The organism is Marinobacter alexandrii (assembly GCA_039984955.1).
Taxonomy (GTDB): domain Bacteria; phylum Bacteroidota; class Bacteroidia; order Cytophagales; family Cyclobacteriaceae; genus Ekhidna.
In genome coordinates, this window is sequence record JBDWTN010000007.1 from 1,218,803 (window position 1) to 1,235,016 (window position 16,214).

Below are 16,214 nucleotides of genomic sequence, written 5' to 3' on the forward strand. Positions count from 1 at the left end.
GTTAAAGAGCATAAAAAAACCCACTCAAAGTGGGTTTTTCGCTAAAATAGAATCGTTATGGAATACAAATATCAGTCGGACATACAGCGGCAGACTCACAGGCTGGTCCACCACATGTAATTCCGCTACAAGCGTTGGTACCTCCTCCTGGAGGACAACCATTCGTTGGATTAGGACATGCTTCTGTTTGTTGACAAATAGTACGGCTAGGGTCGTCAGTTGGAAATACTCCACACCCAGGTCCATTGGTTGCACCTCCGCCCTTTACTGTATAACTATCGCTACTATTAAAATAAGTTACGAAACTTTTCACTTTTAGCTGGTCAAGGCTTAGCTTCTTTTTCATCTTAAATAATTTTGAAAAAATTTTTCTACTCTGTTAAAGGCTTTTCGAAATACGCCTTCAACAAAAGTGTAGCTCAGCTTAAAACAATGAAATAGCAGAAATCAACGATTTTAATACTCCCAGAATTCAGCTACTCGAATACGGACAGTTTATAGATTAATCACGTAATCTTTCTCTATTTTATGGTACACAAGTGCCATTGGTTTCGATATAGTCATGTAGACATTCATTGTTTGAGTCACAATAACAGCTAGCCTCCTCTGTTTGAAATGAGGTCCCTCCTTTCAGGGTTCGTTTAATATCACTGTCAACCACAGTTACAAAACTCTCTACTTTAAGATCTTCAAGTTTGATTTTTTTTGCTTTCATATTGTTAGGGTTTAGAGTAAGGAAATTAACTGTAAACCATTAATATGTAAATCACTGAATTCAGTGATTTTTTCATTTTAGCTGATATCAATATGATAAATAAAAACCTCGCCGAAGAGAGTTATTTAAAGAGGCTAGTTCCAATGTTTTATGGCATATCATTCTCATCCAAGTGGAATGGTCTAGGATATATACCATAGCAAAGCTCATTCTCATCTGTCTGATGCGAACTTCCACCTTTTATTGTCTCTAGCGTGTTCTGTTCAATATGAGTGACAAAACTTTCTACTTTTAGGTCTTCTAAAGTTAATTTGGTCTTCATGGTCATCTTTATTTAGTTAAACATTTCTCTTATTCAGAGAGATACAAGAAGTTTTAAAATTTTAATCAAGTAATCCTAGTGAAATAGCTCGTTTTACAATACCCACTGAATTCCTTACATCCAACTTTCTCAAAATATTCTTACGATGTGATTCTACCGTATTCAGGCTGATGAAAAGCCGCTCAGCCATTTCATTCGTTGTGTATTCTTCCGCAATCAGCTGAAGGACCTCTTTTTCTCTTTTCGTCAATGATAGTTGGTAATGTGGATTACCTACCACTTGGCTTTGAATAAAGCTTGACTTTACTTCATTGCTGAAAAAAGTTTTCCCACTGGCGATTGATCTAAGTGCTTCCAATAACTCCTCTTTACCTGTGTTTTTGAGAATATATCCTGTAACTCCAGCTTTAAGCAATTGATTAATGATATGCGGATCATTGTGCATACTGACGATAAGGATCTTCATGTGAGGGTATTCTTCCCGAATAGCTTTTGTTAGTTCATATCCGCCCATTTCTGACATTCGTACATCAGAAATTACAATATCCGACTGCTGTTCTTTGAGAATATCCAAAGCTTGAACAGCACTCTGAGCTCTGCCCACCACCTCAAATTCTTCAAATTTCCCAATAATCTCTACTAATCCATCCAGGAACATAGCATGATCATCCACTACTAGTACTTTTCTCTTTAATGGTTCCATATAAGTTGCGGTCTTTATGTATGTCAATATCTATGTTAATTACAGTGCCTCTATTGAGCTGGGAGTCTATCTCTAGCTTTCCATTAAGTATATCTACTCTTGATTGAATATTTGCCAGACCAATTCCTTCTTTGAGCTTGGACGAGTCAAAACCAACTCCATTATCTTCAATGATTAAATTGAGGTAATTCCCGTGATGGGTGAGTTGAACTTCTAAATATGTAGCCTTAGCATGTCTAGTTACATTGGCCAGTCCCTCTTGGATAATACGATAGAGTTCTATTTGCATGTTTTTAGGAAGAAGGTCTAGGTCTTTCTCAGGGAAAAGTTGATAAATTATATCAATCTGAGCTTGGCTCTTAAATTGTCCAATATATTCATTCAGTGCATTGGTAAATGTGGTTTTTTCTAAACTTGGGGGAGCAAGGTTATGGGCGATGGTCCTAACCTCCCTGCAAACCGTATCAATTCGATCACTTATTGGTGACAGTTTTGCATTTTTAACATCCTCTTCCAATGAAACAAGAGCCAACTTGATTCCTGACAGGGAACCACCTATCCCGTCATGTAATTCTTCTGCTATACGTTTGCGTTCTTTTTCCTGACCACTTATCTGCCCTTTAATCGCATTTAGTTCTTTTTCCTGTTCGAGTTTTTGGATTCGTTGCTCACTTATTTCTTCATTCTTACGAGCAATCAGTTCGGTCGCCTTTTTATTTTTTTTATGGTTGTAGATAATAAAGACAATAAAACATATTAGAAAAATGAGACCTACTATCGTCACAAAAATGACTCGATTCTTATCTTGTATTGCTTTTGCGTTTTTTTCCTCAACCTTACCTAGCAAGTATTTCATTTCTATCCTGGCTACCGTTTTGCTATTCTTCTCCTTGTTTAGGCTGTCTGTGTAAGCATTATGCATTTGACTATAATATAATGCCTCCTCAATGCTTCCTTCAAGTGAATAGATTTGGGCTAAATGGTGTGAATTGGATACATTGTAAGTTTTAGTTCCATCGCCTAGGCCAATCTTAAGGCTTTCTTTCAAATACTTCTTTGCTATATCGTACTTTTCTAAGATGAAATAGGTCCTTCCTAAATCATTTAGGATTTCTAATGAATCCCGTGTACTAACCTCAGATTTTTGAAGAGCATCGATTGCCTTTTTAAAGTAAATCAACGCTGAATCGTAATCCCCTTTGGCAAGGTGAATTCTCCCAAAATTGGCATAGGCGTAGGTTTTCTCAGACATCCCAAGCTCTTTTTTCAATGCTACAGACTTGTTTAGGTAGTAAGAAGCTTCTTCGTAGTTCCCTTGATAGAAACTTTCAAGACCAATGTTATTAAGAGTAAAAGCAATCTGTCTTTGGTCCCCCAGTTCTTCATACATTGTCATTGTCCTCTTGAAAAATTCCAGTGCTTTCTCCGGGTCATCCAATTCGCTATTAAGAATGCCTATACTATTCATAACTTTCGCAGAAAGTCTGACACTATCCATTTCTTCATAGATCTGAAGTGCCTCGTAGTAGTTCTGAAGTGCTGTATGATATAAACCTTTCTTCCTGAGGTGCTTCCCACTTTTCCAAAGAGTGTCTGCATGTTTAAGTAAAACGGAATCCGTGTATTCAACAGCAAAGTCTTGAGATATGGCTGAAAACGGTAATGCAGTAATCAACAAAAACCAGTATGGTAAATACCTTTTCATTTCTTTAGAGTTGCCAATCAAGTTATGGAAAGTTTTCTCGAACATTATATCAGAATGACAAAAAAATCATGATTTTATCCCATTTCTCACTGAATTCTGGGATATATCAACGTGTATCAACTGCATATATTTACAGCTTTGATCACAAAACAAATCTTCTACTTCTTTTCCACACCTATGAGAAAATTCCCACATTATAAGCAGCTTGATGCTATGGACTGTGGCCCTACGTGCCTAAGGATCATTGCCAAGCATTATGGGAAAAGTTTCTCGCTACAAACACTTCGAAAGAAAAGTTATATCAGTAGAGAAGGAGTATCATTACTTGGAATAAGTGATGCTGCCGAGTCCGTGGGGTTTCGAACTCTTTCAGCTAAAATGTCTTTCGAAAAACTACGGGATGAAGCACCTACTCCTTTTATAGCTCATTGGAGACAAAAGCACTTCATTGTGGTATATGGTTTCAAGAGAGGTCAAGTACTTGTATCTGACCCTGCTTATGGTTTAGTCAAAATGGATAGGGCAGAATTTGAAAGTGGCTGGCTGAGTGATAAAACTAACGGGGAAGACACAGGGGTAGTTCTCCTGCTAGAACCATCTCCTTCATTTTATGAAGAAGAAGATGAAAAAGCAGATCGAGCTGGCTTCAAATTCTTATTCAAGTACCTAAAGCCCTATAAAAAATTCATTTACCAGCTCCTTCTGGGAATGTTTATAGGAAGTCTATTGCAACTAATATTTCCTTTTCTTACTCAATCCATAGTCGATGTAGGAATACAAAATCAAAACCTGAGTTTTGTTACACTCATTCTTGCCGCCCAACTCATGCTCTTCTTTAGCAGGACTGCAGTTGAATTTATAAGAGGTTGGATTTTACTCCATCTTGGTACTCGAATCAACATTTCTATCCTCTCGGATTTCTTGATCAAACTGATGAAACTACCCATATCATTTTTTGATCAAAAAATGATCGGAGATCTACTCCAGCGGATTGGAGATCATCATCGTATAGAATCTTTTTTAACATCCTCCACACTTACCATCCTTTTTTCATTCATTAACCTGATCATCTTTGGAATTGTACTGGCCATATATGACCTGACTATTTTCTCCGTGTTCATGCTAGGCAGTGTTACCTATATAGCCTGGATATTGGTTTTTATGAAGAAAAGAAGAGATCTGGATTATAAGCGATTTGACCAGCTTTCCAACAATCAAAGTAATCTCATTCAATTAATCACTGGAATGCAGGAAATAAAACTGCATAATAGTGAGAAGCAAAAGAGATGGGAGTGGGAGAGAATCCAAGCCCGACTCTTCAAAGTAAACATCGCTGGACTGGCATTGAATCAGTATCAACAGGCAGGTTCTTTTTTTATCAATGAATTGAAAAATATATTCATCACCTTTCTTGCAGCTAAAGCGGTAATCGATGGGGAAATAACCTTAGGAATGATGCTAGCTGTTCAATATATCATAGGACAGTTAAATGCTCCAATCAATCAGTTGGTCGCATTTATTCACACGGCTCAGGATGCCAAAATAAGTCTTGAGCGACTTGGAGAAATACATAATAAAGAGGAGGAGGAAAATGATGGAGAGAAGGTTTCTATTTTCCCGAGGGATCGATCTATCTCCATTGAAAAAATGAATTTTCAATATGAAGGACCTCATTCCGAGCTTGTGCTTAGGGATCTTTCTCTTCGGATAGAAGAAGGCAAAGTAACTGCCATTGTCGGAGCTAGTGGAAGCGGTAAAACCACCCTCATCAAGCTGCTGCTTAAATTTTATGAACCAACATCAGGAGAGATTAGACTTGGAGACATTAATCTGGCTAACTATAGCAATCTCCTATGGAGGAATAAGTGTGGAGCTGTATTACAGGATGGTTTTATTTTTTCCGACACCATCGTCAACAACATCATAATAAATGAAGAAGATTACGACCAAGAGAAGCTGTTTAATGCTGTGAATTCTGCTAATATTAGGGAGTTCATTGAGTCCTTGCCGCTAGGCTACAATACTAAAATAGGAAGCGATGGTCATGGTCTTAGCCAAGGTCAACGTCAGCGACTTTTAATAGCGAGAGCGATCTATAAAGATCCAGAGTATCTCTTTTTTGATGAAGCGACCAATGCTTTGGATGCGAACAATGAGAAAGTGATCATGGAAAACCTTAACCGATTCTTTGTTGGTCGAACAGTAATAGTTGTTGCTCACAGGCTCAGCACAGTGAAAAATGCGGATAGAATAATTGTTTTAGAAAAGGGAAAAATTATTGAAATAGGAACTCATAAAGAATTGACCATAAAAAAAGGAGCATACTATACTTTGGTTAAAAATCAACTTGAATTAGGGAACTGATATGCCTAGAGAAAATAACATAGAGGTAAAGAGTGAAGAAGTTCAAGAAATTTTGAGCCATGTTCCTAACTGGGTTGTTCGTTGGGGGACGGCAGTCATTTTTTTTGTTATTTTGACGATCATCATATCTAGCTGGTTCATTAAGTATCCAGATATCATTACCGCTCGTCTGGAACTTACTACTACATCCCCTCCGGTTCATTTAGTCGCGCGAGCCACTGGTAGATTGGAATTGATAAAAGTCGATAAAGACCTTGTCATAAAAGGAGAAATACTTGGGATAATTGAAAACCCTGCCAAAATCAATGATATCCTAGTACTTTCTGAATTTCTTGAAAATAGAAAGCTCTTTATATATCAATCGACCCTAGAACTCGCACAGTTACAACTAAATACGCAACTCGACCTTGGAGCAATACAAAGCTCCTTTCTTTCCTTCACTTCTATAATAGAAGAGGCTAAAAGGCACAAAAATTTGGCAATACATTCAAATCAACGGAGTGATATAGAAGAAAAAATCAATTACTACAAACGCCTAAATAGTAAAATAGACAACCAGGTTATTTTGCTTAAATCTGAGATAAAAATCTCCAAAGAGGCCTATGAAAATGATTCCACGTTTTTCACCACGTATCGTTCCATATCTAAAGCGGAGATGAACAGAACCAAGGTGACTTACTTAAGCAACAAGAGAAGCTTAGAGGCTTTAGAAGCATCTTTCATTCAGAATACTATTCAGGTTTCTGAATTAGAAAACCAACTGAATGAATCTTTAAGAGACCAGTTAAGAATAGAAGATCAGCTAAAATCACGCATCATTGAACATTTCGAACAGCTAGAAACAGACGTACAAGATTGGAAGCAAAATTTTCTAATCACCAGTCCTATAGAAGGTCAAATTTCATTTTCAAAATTTTGGAGCGATAATCAATATGTCGAACAAGGAGAAGAAGTTTTTAGTGTTGTACCTAGTTCTGACAATATCATCGGATATCTTTCTCTTCCCCACAAAGACATGGGGAAAGCTGAAATAGGTCAGCGTGTAAACATAAAACTAGACAACTATCCATATCATGAATATGGAATACTTGTAGGTGAAATCGCCAATATAGCATCCACACCGAGGGATGATTTTTATCAGTCAAAAATCACGCTACCTGGAGGTCTTGTAACTACTTATAAAAAAACACTCTCATTTAAGCAGGAAATGCAGGGAACAGCAGAAGTTATAACTGATGACAAACGTCTAATTGAACGTATTTTCAATCAATTCAGGAGTATTCTAGACATGAATTGATTGAAAATATCCCAGAATACCGGGATAAATTCCAAGCTCAGATTTCTGTATCATTGAATTTCATTTCTAAGAGTTTCATGTCTTAGCTGATTAACCTAAATATGGATCTATTCCCTTACACACTTGCAAGACTGGGCGGTGATACTTTTGACCAATGGCAAAAAATTCAGTTTACAAAAACGAATGCCTCATTTGACAATCTAATCAAACTTAAGAGTCAAATTGAAAAGAGGAAAGGCCCACTTTGTGAACACCTGTTGTCTCACATGAAGAATCTAGAAGATAGTTCCGCTCAAAACAACATACAGAATGTGAGGAGAAAGATCTTCAATGATCGCACAGTTAAGGCTAAGGAATTGGACAAAATATATCAAAACTTGCCTATCAACCTTAGAAAAGAATTGGATGAGTATCTTGAAAGTAGCAAAAAGTTAGAATTAAATAATTTGCGCGCAGAAGAGGTTTATGAAGAAGAGATCCTTCTTCAAAGAGAAGAATTAAAAGAGATAGTCAAATCAGATGTTCTACGGAAAGGACTCTTGCTGTCAAGTAAATCACTTCTTAATCAATTAGAAAGTTATATATCAAAACCTGCAGTTGAGTTTAGAAAAAAAGAATTTCAAACCGAAAAGAGCTTGCTTCAGTATTTATCCAGGATCTACACCAAAACTTCTCCATTCAGCACTTTCACAAACCTCGCAATTTCCGAATTCAAAGATTCCAGCGGGTTTCAAGGTTCGCATTCAAATGAACCGAATAAAGTTAGTGGGCATATTCGTCTCAATAATCTTCTACTAAAATATCTTTTCGATCTTTTTAAGAATTACAGAGATCTCTATATCCTACTACCACTTAGACCCAATCCTACCATAACCCTCGAAGTAGATTCATTTGTCTACCTCACAAATCATAACAATATCGAATCTTTTCAGAGGATTCCTCAAAACCCTGTGATTGACTACATTCTGAACGAAGTATCAAGGTCATCTCAGGGATTTCTCTTTGGAGAACTTATAAATAAAATGGTGGTCGATGTGGATGCTGATCCTTCAGAAATAGAAGACTATGTAAAGCAATTACTCGATTTCGGCTTCCTTGAATACAACTTTCAAGTGTCTGGGGTAGACCCTGATTGGGACAAAAAACTTGCAAGTGTCCTTCATCCAGAGATCACGTCTAAAGTGCCAATAATCAATGAGCTAATTGAACAACTAAAAAAAATCAGAAATCTTGGAGTCACTTACGCACAATCGGAACTAAACCAGCGAAAAGCAATCCTTGAAGAAGCTTTTCAATCTTTTCGATCCATCTGTATGAAGATTCATAAAAAAGCAGGGCTTCCTGAGGAAGAACGAGAAACTGAAAAGGAGCGCCTCGAAAAATGGAATAAAAGGAAAAGTGACGGAAAGGAAAAGACTGAGGCCTCAGGTCCAGTAGAAAAATCAGATGAAGAAGAAGCATTTAGACATGAAACATATACTCTTTTCTCGTTTAAGCCCGAACAAATATTTTATGAAGACACCATTAGGAATTCGTCTATTTCCTTGAATAAAGAAAGTAGTGAACAAATCATTGGAAAACTCGCCGAACTACTAAATCATCTTCGCCTTTTCAAAGGACACACTGAGGAAAAAGAGAAAATGAAAACGTACTTTCTCGAGAAGTTTCCGCAAGTTCAACCTAACGTACTTACTTTTTACGAGTCCTATTATAGAGACATTAAAAAACCAGAAAAAGAAGTGGAAGAAAAAAAGAAGGAAGAGCTTAATGCCAAAAAGACACCTCAGTCAGATGAATTAAGTAATTCGAGTGAGAAAAATACATCAAAATCGCAGCATAAAAATATTTCCCAAAGTTGGCAATCAGCAATAAAGGAAGTCCTCAATCCATCACCTTCAAAAACCTGTGTAGAAATTGATGATATTAAAAAATTGAATAGTAAAGTAGGCTTTAGCGGCACTCAGGAGGTAAAGAATTCTTACGGTGCATTTTTACAGTTTTTTGAAGAAAATGGGGAAATGAAAGCTGTTGTGAATTCTACATTCTCTGGTTATGGAAAAATGTTAAGTCGTTTTCTTCACATTTTTGATGACGAGGTTACGGATACGGTTAGGAAGTGGAATGAAAGCCAATGCAATAATGCATTATTTGCTGAAGATTGTGATTCTTCCTATTTCAATGCAAATCTCCACCCCCCTCTAATGCCTTTTGAAATAAGAATGCCTGGAAGTCATAATTCGTTGGACTCAGAAAATCAGATACCAGTGACAGACCTTAAGATCAAATATGATGATCTAGAAGACAGGCTAAAATTGGTATCAAAAAAGAAGAAGAAAGAAGTGAATGTATTTGATTTAGGGTTTCAAGGACACCTAGGCAGATCACAGCTTTTCCTATTACTCGAAAAATTCACCAAGGCAGAACATCTTTCGCCAGCGGTACTTGTTCAAGCAATTAATAATGAGGTGGCCTTGCAGTACCGCAAGAAGGAGGGTGAACAAAATAAAACTCTTATTTTTCCAAGGATCGTATACGGTGACCAGCTCATTCTTCAACGCAAAACATGGACTGTTGCTAAAGAGGTGCTCCCCTTCAAAGAAAGCACTGAAAGCGGATGGCAGTCCTTCCGAAAAGTAAACGAATGGCGGCTAAATCTCAATCTTCCTGAAGAAGTATTTGTTTTTATTAATCCTGCAAGATGGAGTAACCCAAGTACTGAAGAAAAAGAGGCTATGAAAAAATTAACTAAAGATGATTATAAACCGCAGTATATCGACTTTACTAATCCTTTTCTAGTTAGTCTTTTTCAAAAGCTAATCAACAGAGTCCCTAAGAGTTTGAAAATCACTGAGATGTTGCCTTCATCACGACAATTGCTAAAAATAGATAATGAAAAATTTGTGTCGGAATTCATGATGCAGTGGTACAATCACAGTTAACCTATAGAAGATAAGTATATGAGTTCATGGATATCAGCGCATCTTTTTTACAATGAGCCTTGGGAAGAATTCTTGGTCAATGGATTATCTCCATTTATTGCAAAGGTTCAAAATGAGCAATTGATCAGTCAGTTTTTTTTCATCAGATATTGGGAAAAAGGTCCTCACATAAGGCTTAGAATGAAGGGCTCCTCCGAAGAATTGAAGCCTTTGATTCAATCGGAATTCAGTCAATGTTTTAAAAAAAATCCCTCGCATCGAATTAATCCTGAATGGCTAAATAAATTACCTGAAAATCAAAAATGGTTTCAGAATAACACTATACAGTTTATCGCATATGAGCCTGAAATTGATAGGTATGGAGGATTAAAAGCAATAGGTATAGCTGAGAGGCAATTTCAATATTCATCTGAGGCCATACTCGATATTCTTCGCAATAGTTATCAGGATTGGGATTACAATAAAGCACTCGGAACAGCTATACAGCTTCATTTAGGATTTGCACATGGGGTCGGAATGAGCTTAAAGGAAGCTATTGCATTTTACACAAAATTTCTAAATAATTGGCTCCCTCGAGCCTATGCGAATTATGGAGAAAAATTAGATCAAAACGAACACAAGCATCGTCGAAAAAGAACACTAGATCTATTTAAAGAAAACTTTGTAAGCCATGAAAAAGATCTCACTCCATTTTTTGAACAAGTATGGTTTGCATTAGATGAAGGTGATGAGTTTGAGCAAAATTGGCTTAATAGCTGGGTGAGAAATATGATGATTACAAAAAGAGAGCTTTTAAACATTCACACCCAAAAGCTTCTAATTAAACCAGAATGGTATATCATCGATTCGAATCTAGAAGAATGGGTGGATCATCAGCTTTTTTGGTCTGTTTATGAAAGCTATATCCATATGACTAATAATCGCCTGGGGATTCTCAACCGAGATGAAGGATATTTGGCATATCTGATCAAAGAGAGTTTCTCCTTGCTACAAAAGTCTCATGCTTAATCAAGATAAATACCTTACCGAAGCTATCCGCATTGGGGATTCTCTTCTTGAAGATGCTATCATAAAAGGAGATAAATGCTGGTGGCAAACAATGGAGGCTCCATCAGGAGGTAATGGTGAAATACTTTGGAAAGAAACAGAAAATCTCTATTCGGGGGTATCTGGTATTGCCTATTTTTTAATTGAGCTCCATCGAGTAACCAGAGATAAAAGATATTATGATTCATTAATAAAAACAGCCAACTGGCTGGAGTGGTATTGTGATCAAAATGAAACTGATTATTATGCTTTCTATACAGGTCGACTTGGAGTTGCTTTTCTATTTCTATCTCTTGCCGAGCATTTAGAGAATGATGATTATGTACACAAGGCTTTGAAAATCGCTGAGAAAGCAGACAAGTTTCTTCAAAGAGAAGATTTAGTTTGCGACCTTATTAATGGAGTTTCAGGGTCATTACTAGCCCTGATTCACATCCACCAAAAAACCAAAAGTGACCGAATTCTCCATTCAATAAGAAAATTCACAGATTACTTAATCGCTCATTGCCAATTTGCTGAGTATGGAATCTACTGGGATAGATCTCCCAAAAATATCAGAGGACTTTGCGGTTTTTCTCATGGAGCAGCTGGAATTGGCTATGTATTTTTAGAATTAAGTCAATATTTTCAAAATCCTACATTTCAATGGATAGCACAACAGGCATTCTCTTATGAGAATCATCATTATAATATAGAAAACAACAATTGGCCTGACTTTCGGAGAGGTTTCTATACTGAAGTTACCTATAAACAACACGTAGATGCCTACCTTAATGGAAACAAGGATTTCTTTTTGGAAAATCGATACATGAGTGCGTGGTGTCATGGTGCTCCGGGAATCGGGCTTTCAAGAATCAGAGCCTCAGAAATTCTGGAAAAAGGATTCTTAAAGGACCTCAATCAAGCACTGGATCAAACCAAAAAATCCGATGTAGATAAACAACAAGAATATGTTAGTTATACACTTTGTCACGGTTTATGCGGAAACGCATTTCTTTTTCTAGAAGCACATCGTATTCTTCCTGAAGAAAAATACTTAAAATGGTCAAAGAAGATTGGTGATTACGCGATTGATTTTTTCAAAAAACACACTACATACATTTCAGGGTACAGCCAAGGAGGGCTGCAAGAGGATAAAAGCTTATTCATGGGAAGTGCTGGTATAGGTCTTTTCATGAGTCATTTATCTCAAAATGGATTGAAGATGTCATCTATTTTAAAGCCGGATATCTCCTCCAAGGAAACTTTTCACGATTCTGAACTTTCCCGAATAGATCAAAATAAAATCATTGAGAGCTTTGCGATGCGTTATTTCCCACGAACAACTCAATCCCTAGATATCTCAAAGCTCGATTTACCAAAGAAAAATGAAGCCATCTCAAAAAAAATAATTGAGTACCTGGAAAAACAACTCAGCGGAACTTCAGAGTACATAGCCTCTTTTCAACTTGAAAAAATCAAATACTTGCTACATAACAAGATTGAAAGCGATTCATTTTTGCACATCTCTCAACAATTAGAAATAGAAAAAAATCATAAATTTCTCTCAACTAATTCCAACATCAGTTCATTAAGCTTGAAGCTCCCCGAATCATTTAGAATTGTCAATGGCCCTCAAAAAAATGATCAGGATGAGAATTATCTATTATTGAGGCCTTCTCATGCTGGCGTGAGTGAGTTGCCGCTTACAAACTTTCTTCATGTTCTTCTTACAAAGTTTGAACACAGTATAAATGTTACTGAAGTATTAAATAAGATAGTAGAAGATTTTGAAGAGAATTCTGAAACAGAAAAGGTAAAAGCATTTACTATCGAGCAAATCAAACATGCCATGAAGGCTGGTTTGCTAATTCAGTCTCTCGACTAAGACTAGACAAAAAAAGAGCGGACGAAAATGCCCGCTCCGTTCACCACCAATCCCGACTAGCATCGGGAAAAAACTTACTACCGCCTAGTAGTATCACAAATGTAACACTTCTAGGTAACGGGTAAAACTTAATTTTTAAAAAACTGACTTACAAGAAGTTAAAATATCACCATTTAAGGATTGTACCCGCAAAAGTTAATCCTCCACCGAATCCTATGAGCAATAAAGTGTCCCCTTTCTTTATTTTTCCATTACGCTCAGCTTTTGCTATAGCTAACGGTATTGATGCCGAAGAAGTATTACCATACTCAGAAACACTCTCTGGAATTTGCTCCATGGGATATCCCAAATCTCTTGCAATAGCCTCTATGATTCTAAGATTGGCACTATGTGGAACAATAAAATCAATATCATCTAATGTAAGTCCTGCTTTCGCTACCAGCTCGCGAATCTTGTTCGGGATATTCCCTACTGCCCATTTAAAAACTGAACGACCGTTTTGAATAATTCGACTGTTGGGATTAATACCTACACCATTTATGCTATTTTTTTTATGACTCAAATAAAGGTCATGTCCAAAATCTCCATTAGTTCCCGAGTTGAAGGCTTGAAAGTGCTCCTCATCACTTGGTTCAATCAATGCAGCTCCTGCCCCATCTCCAAACAAAATACATGATGTTCGGTCTTCAAAATCCATGATCTTTGATAGCGTTTCTGCACCTATGACAAGTACTTTTCTATAAATTCCTGAGTTTACAAAACCGTGGGCCACTTGTAGTCCATATACAAAACCAGCGCAAGCTGCATAGATATCGTTACAACCTGTGTTCTCAATACCCAGCTTGTACTGAACACGCGATGCAGCATTCGGCATAGGCTGATCAGGAGAAGTGGTGCAGACAATAATGAAATCCACATCACTTAGATCTTTACCGCTATTGGCAACAAGATTTTCTGCTGCCTTAACAGAAAGGTCGCTAGTATACTCACCATCTTTGGCAAATCTGCGAGTCTTAATACCGGTTCTGGACATAATCCATTCATCATTCGTGTCAATGATATCTTCGAAATAATGATTATCAATGATTTTTTCGGGAACATATGTTCCGAATGCTGTGATCTTGGACATCTTGAAAATAAGGAGGTTTAATTAGGAAAGATTAATCTATTGGATTGACTGCCTGTTTCAAAAGTAAGTTGAGGTAGTAAGTTCTCAAATCCAAAGAAGCTACTTACTTTCTTTTAGCAATTTTTCAACTTCCTGAAGTTCATCTCTAAGCCTAGCCGCCTCCATAAAGTCAAGATCTTTTGCGGCTTTTTCCATTTTCCTACGAGTTTCGTTTAGCAATTTGGACAATTCATCCTTGGACATATAAGCGACCACAGGATCTGCAGCTATTGAATGCTCTTCTTCCATGTAGTATTTTTTAGCTCCTTTTTTCTTGTCCGCAACACCTGTTTGCTTCAGAATTTCTTCCTTATTCTTTTTCAAAGACATTGGCGTAATTCCATGCTTCTTATTGTATTCCATTTGAACGCCCCTCCTTCGATTGGTTTCATCTATCGCAACTTTCATTGAACCAGTGACTTTGTCTGCATACATGATAACTTTACCTCTGTCATTTCGTGCCGCACGACCAATCGTCTGAACCAAAGATCTTTCGTTTCTAAGAAATCCTTCCTTATCAGCATCTAGTATTGCTACAAGAGATACTTCAGGAAGATCCAGTCCTTCACGCAGGAGATTTACTCCTACCAAGACATCAAAGATTCCCAATCTCAGTTCTCGTAGAATCTCTACTCTATCAAGAGTATCTACTTCAGAATGAATATACCTGGTTTTAACTCCTGCATTTAGTAGATATTTAGTGAGCTCTTCTGCCATTCTCTTCGTGAGAGTAGTCACAAGAATACGGTCTTCCATTTCTATTCGTTCTTGAACCTGTTCCATCAAATCATCAATCTGGTTCAAGCTTGGACGCACATCAATAACCGGATCCAGAAGTCCGGTTGGTCTTATAAGCTGTTCGATTATTACTCCTTCTGATTTTCGCAATTCATAATCAGCTGGAGTAGCGCTTACAAAAACCACTTGATTAAGCATATCTTCAAACTCATTGAAGGTAAGGGGGCGATTATCTAGAGCTGATGGGAGCCTGAAACCATAATCCACAAGATTAGTCTTCCTGCTTCGATCTCCTCCCCACATAGCTCGAACTTGAGATACTGTTACATGACTTTCGTCTATTACCATCAAAAAGTCATCGGGGAAGTAGTCTAATAAACAAAAAGGTCTGGCTCCTGGCGTTCTCCTATCGAAGTATCTAGAATAGTTTTCTACACCGGAACAATAGCCAATCTCTCTAATCATCTCCAAATCAAATTCGGTCCGTTCTTTTAATCGTTTTGCCTCCAAAAATCTTCTTTCATCCTCAAAGAATTGAACTTGCTCAACCATGTCATCCTGGATCTCTTTGATCGCCACTTGAAGTTGGTCTTTCCCGGTGACAAATAAATTCGCTGGAAATATGGTAATTATACGCTCATCTGAAAGTTTCTCACCCGTTACTGGATCGATTCGCTGGATCGATTCAATCTCATCTCCCCAAAAGATAAAGCGATATGCAAAGTCAGCGTAAGCAACAAAAACATCTACAGTGTCTCCCTTTACTCGAAAGGTTCCCCTCTTAAACTCGGCTTCAGTTCTGCTGTAAAGAATATCAACTAAATCGAATAAAAACTTATTTCTGGGAATCACGTCCCCTTCCTGGAGCTTAATGACATTTTTTCCAAATTCTTCAGGATTGCCAATACCATAAATGCATGAAACTGATGCCACTACAATCACATCTCTTCTCCCAGAAAGCAGAGATGAAGTTGCACTCAATCTTAGTTTTTCAATCTCATCATTAATTGACAGGTCTTTTTCGATATAAACATTACTTGAAGGAATAAAAGCTTCTGGCTGATAATAATCATAATAAGAGATAAAATACTCAACCGCGCTTTCAGGAAAGAATCGCTTGAATTCTCCATACAACTGTGCTGCCAGTGTCTTATTATGGCTCAATACCAATGTAGGCCGTTGAACTTGCTCAATAACATTAGCCATAGTGAATGTCTTACCAGACCCTGTTACTCCCAGAAGTGTTTGGGATGGCTCATCATTCTTAATTCCTTCAACAATCTGCCTAATTGCTTCTGGTTGATCTCCAGTGGGACTGTATTCTGAAACGAGTTTAAAATCCATTTTAT

At 37.3% G+C, this 16,214-nt stretch carries 12 protein-coding genes; 5 read left to right on the plus strand and 7 right to left on the minus strand.

From position 1 onward, the window contains the following. Nucleotides 1-55: 55 nt before the first annotated feature. From ABJQ32_11640 to ABJQ32_11660, 5 genes are all read right to left on the minus strand, one after another. The gene (locus ABJQ32_11640; GenBank protein MEP5290294.1) at nt 56-346 is read right to left on the minus strand and encodes a pinensin family lanthipeptide; all 291 of its coding nucleotides are present in this window, start codon (nt 344-346) and stop codon (nt 56-58) included. A 180-nt stretch (nt 347-526) separates the two neighbouring features. Then, entirely contained in the window at nt 527-715 is a 189-nt protein-coding gene (locus ABJQ32_11645) for a pinensin family lanthipeptide (GenBank protein MEP5290295.1), read from the minus strand. A gap of 148 nt (nt 716-863) precedes the next feature. Continuing rightward, nucleotides 864-1,037 (minus strand): pinensin family lanthipeptide, encoded by a 174-nt coding sequence (locus ABJQ32_11650; protein ID MEP5290296.1) that lies wholly within the window; start codon nt 1,035-1,037, stop codon nt 864-866. 61 nt (nt 1,038-1,098) lie between these two features. Beyond that, entirely contained in the window at nt 1,099-1,740 is a 642-nt protein-coding gene (locus ABJQ32_11655; protein ID MEP5290297.1) for a response regulator transcription factor, read from the minus strand. Beyond that, complete coding sequence (locus ABJQ32_11660; protein ID MEP5290298.1) at nt 1,703-3,445, minus strand: sensor histidine kinase; 1,743 nt, start codon at nt 3,443-3,445, stop codon at nt 1,703-1,705. Before ABJQ32_11660 ends, ABJQ32_11655 begins: the two co-directional genes overlap by 38 nt. 177 nt (nt 3,446-3,622) lie before the next feature. Here ABJQ32_11660 and ABJQ32_11665 point away from each other — a divergent pair, with 177 nt between their 5' ends. The 5 genes from ABJQ32_11665 to ABJQ32_11685 all read left to right on the plus strand — a co-directional run bounded on the left by ABJQ32_11665 (nt 3,623) and on the right by ABJQ32_11685 (nt 12,959). Then, nucleotides 3,623-5,809 (plus strand): peptidase domain-containing ABC transporter, encoded by a 2,187-nt coding sequence (locus ABJQ32_11665; GenBank protein ID MEP5290299.1) that lies wholly within the window; start codon nt 3,623-3,625, stop codon nt 5,807-5,809. 1 nt (nt 5,810) lies between these two features. Beyond that, nucleotides 5,811-7,106, plus strand: a complete 1,296-nt coding sequence (locus ABJQ32_11670) for an HlyD family efflux transporter periplasmic adaptor subunit (GenBank protein ID MEP5290300.1) — start codon at nt 5,811-5,813, stop codon at nt 7,104-7,106. A gap of 101 nt (nt 7,107-7,207) precedes the next feature. Then, a complete protein-coding gene (locus tag ABJQ32_11675) occupies nt 7,208-10,045 on the plus strand; it encodes a lantibiotic dehydratase (GenBank protein ID MEP5290301.1) in 2,838 nt (945 codons plus the stop codon). Nucleotides 10,046-10,063: 18 nt separating this feature from the next. Further along, entirely contained in the window at nt 10,064-11,053 is a 990-nt protein-coding gene (locus ABJQ32_11680; GenBank protein MEP5290302.1) for a thiopeptide-type bacteriocin biosynthesis protein, read from the plus strand. Then, nucleotides 11,046-12,959 (plus strand): lanthionine synthetase LanC family protein, encoded by a 1,914-nt coding sequence (locus ABJQ32_11685; protein ID MEP5290303.1) that lies wholly within the window; start codon nt 11,046-11,048, stop codon nt 12,957-12,959. The genes ABJQ32_11680 and ABJQ32_11685 overlap by 8 nt, the downstream gene beginning before the upstream one ends. Nucleotides 12,960-13,125: 166 nt before the next feature. On the opposite strand, the gene ABJQ32_11690 is transcribed toward ABJQ32_11685, so the two are convergent. Both ABJQ32_11690 and uvrB read right to left on the minus strand, forming a co-directional pair. Further along, nucleotides 13,126-14,088 (minus strand): ketoacyl-ACP synthase III, encoded by a 963-nt coding sequence (locus ABJQ32_11690; protein MEP5290304.1) that lies wholly within the window; start codon nt 14,086-14,088, stop codon nt 13,126-13,128. A 99-nt stretch (nt 14,089-14,187) separates the two neighbouring features. Further along, complete coding sequence (uvrB, locus tag ABJQ32_11695) at nt 14,188-16,209, minus strand: excinuclease ABC subunit UvrB (protein ID MEP5290305.1); 2,022 nt, start codon at nt 16,207-16,209, stop codon at nt 14,188-14,190. Nucleotides 16,210-16,214: the final 5 nt, after the last annotated feature.

Excerpts from the sequence above, each read along its gene's own strand:
- ABJQ32_11645 (MEP5290295.1), bottom strand. The coding sequence starts at position 715 with ATGAAAGCAAAAAAAATCAAACTTGAAGATCTTAAAGTAGAGAGTTTT.
- ABJQ32_11655 (MEP5290297.1), bottom strand. The coding sequence starts at position 1,740 with ATGGAACCATTAAAGAGAAAAGTACTAGTAGTGGATGATCATGCTATG.
- ABJQ32_11665 (MEP5290299.1), top strand. The coding sequence starts at position 3,623 with ATGAGAAAATTCCCACATTATAAGCAGCTTGATGCTATGGACTGTGGC.
- ABJQ32_11640 (MEP5290294.1), bottom strand. The coding sequence starts at position 346 with ATGAAAAAGAAGCTAAGCCTTGACCAGCTAAAAGTGAAAAGTTTCGTA.
- ABJQ32_11660 (MEP5290298.1), bottom strand. The coding sequence starts at position 3,445 with ATGAAAAGGTATTTACCATACTGGTTTTTGTTGATTACTGCATTACCG.
- ABJQ32_11675 (MEP5290301.1), top strand. The coding sequence starts at position 7,208 with ATGGATCTATTCCCTTACACACTTGCAAGACTGGGCGGTGATACTTTT.
- ABJQ32_11685 (MEP5290303.1), top strand. The coding sequence starts at position 11,046 with ATGCTTAATCAAGATAAATACCTTACCGAAGCTATCCGCATTGGGGAT.
- ABJQ32_11680 (MEP5290302.1), top strand. The coding sequence starts at position 10,064 with ATGAGTTCATGGATATCAGCGCATCTTTTTTACAATGAGCCTTGGGAA.
- uvrB (MEP5290305.1), bottom strand. The coding sequence starts at position 16,209 with ATGGATTTTAAACTCGTTTCAGAATACAGTCCCACTGGAGATCAACCA.
- ABJQ32_11690 (MEP5290304.1), bottom strand. The coding sequence starts at position 14,088 with ATGTCCAAGATCACAGCATTCGGAACATATGTTCCCGAAAAAATCATT.
- ABJQ32_11670 (MEP5290300.1), top strand. The coding sequence starts at position 5,811 with ATGCCTAGAGAAAATAACATAGAGGTAAAGAGTGAAGAAGTTCAAGAA.
- ABJQ32_11650 (MEP5290296.1), bottom strand. The coding sequence starts at position 1,037 with ATGAAGACCAAATTAACTTTAGAAGACCTAAAAGTAGAAAGTTTTGTC.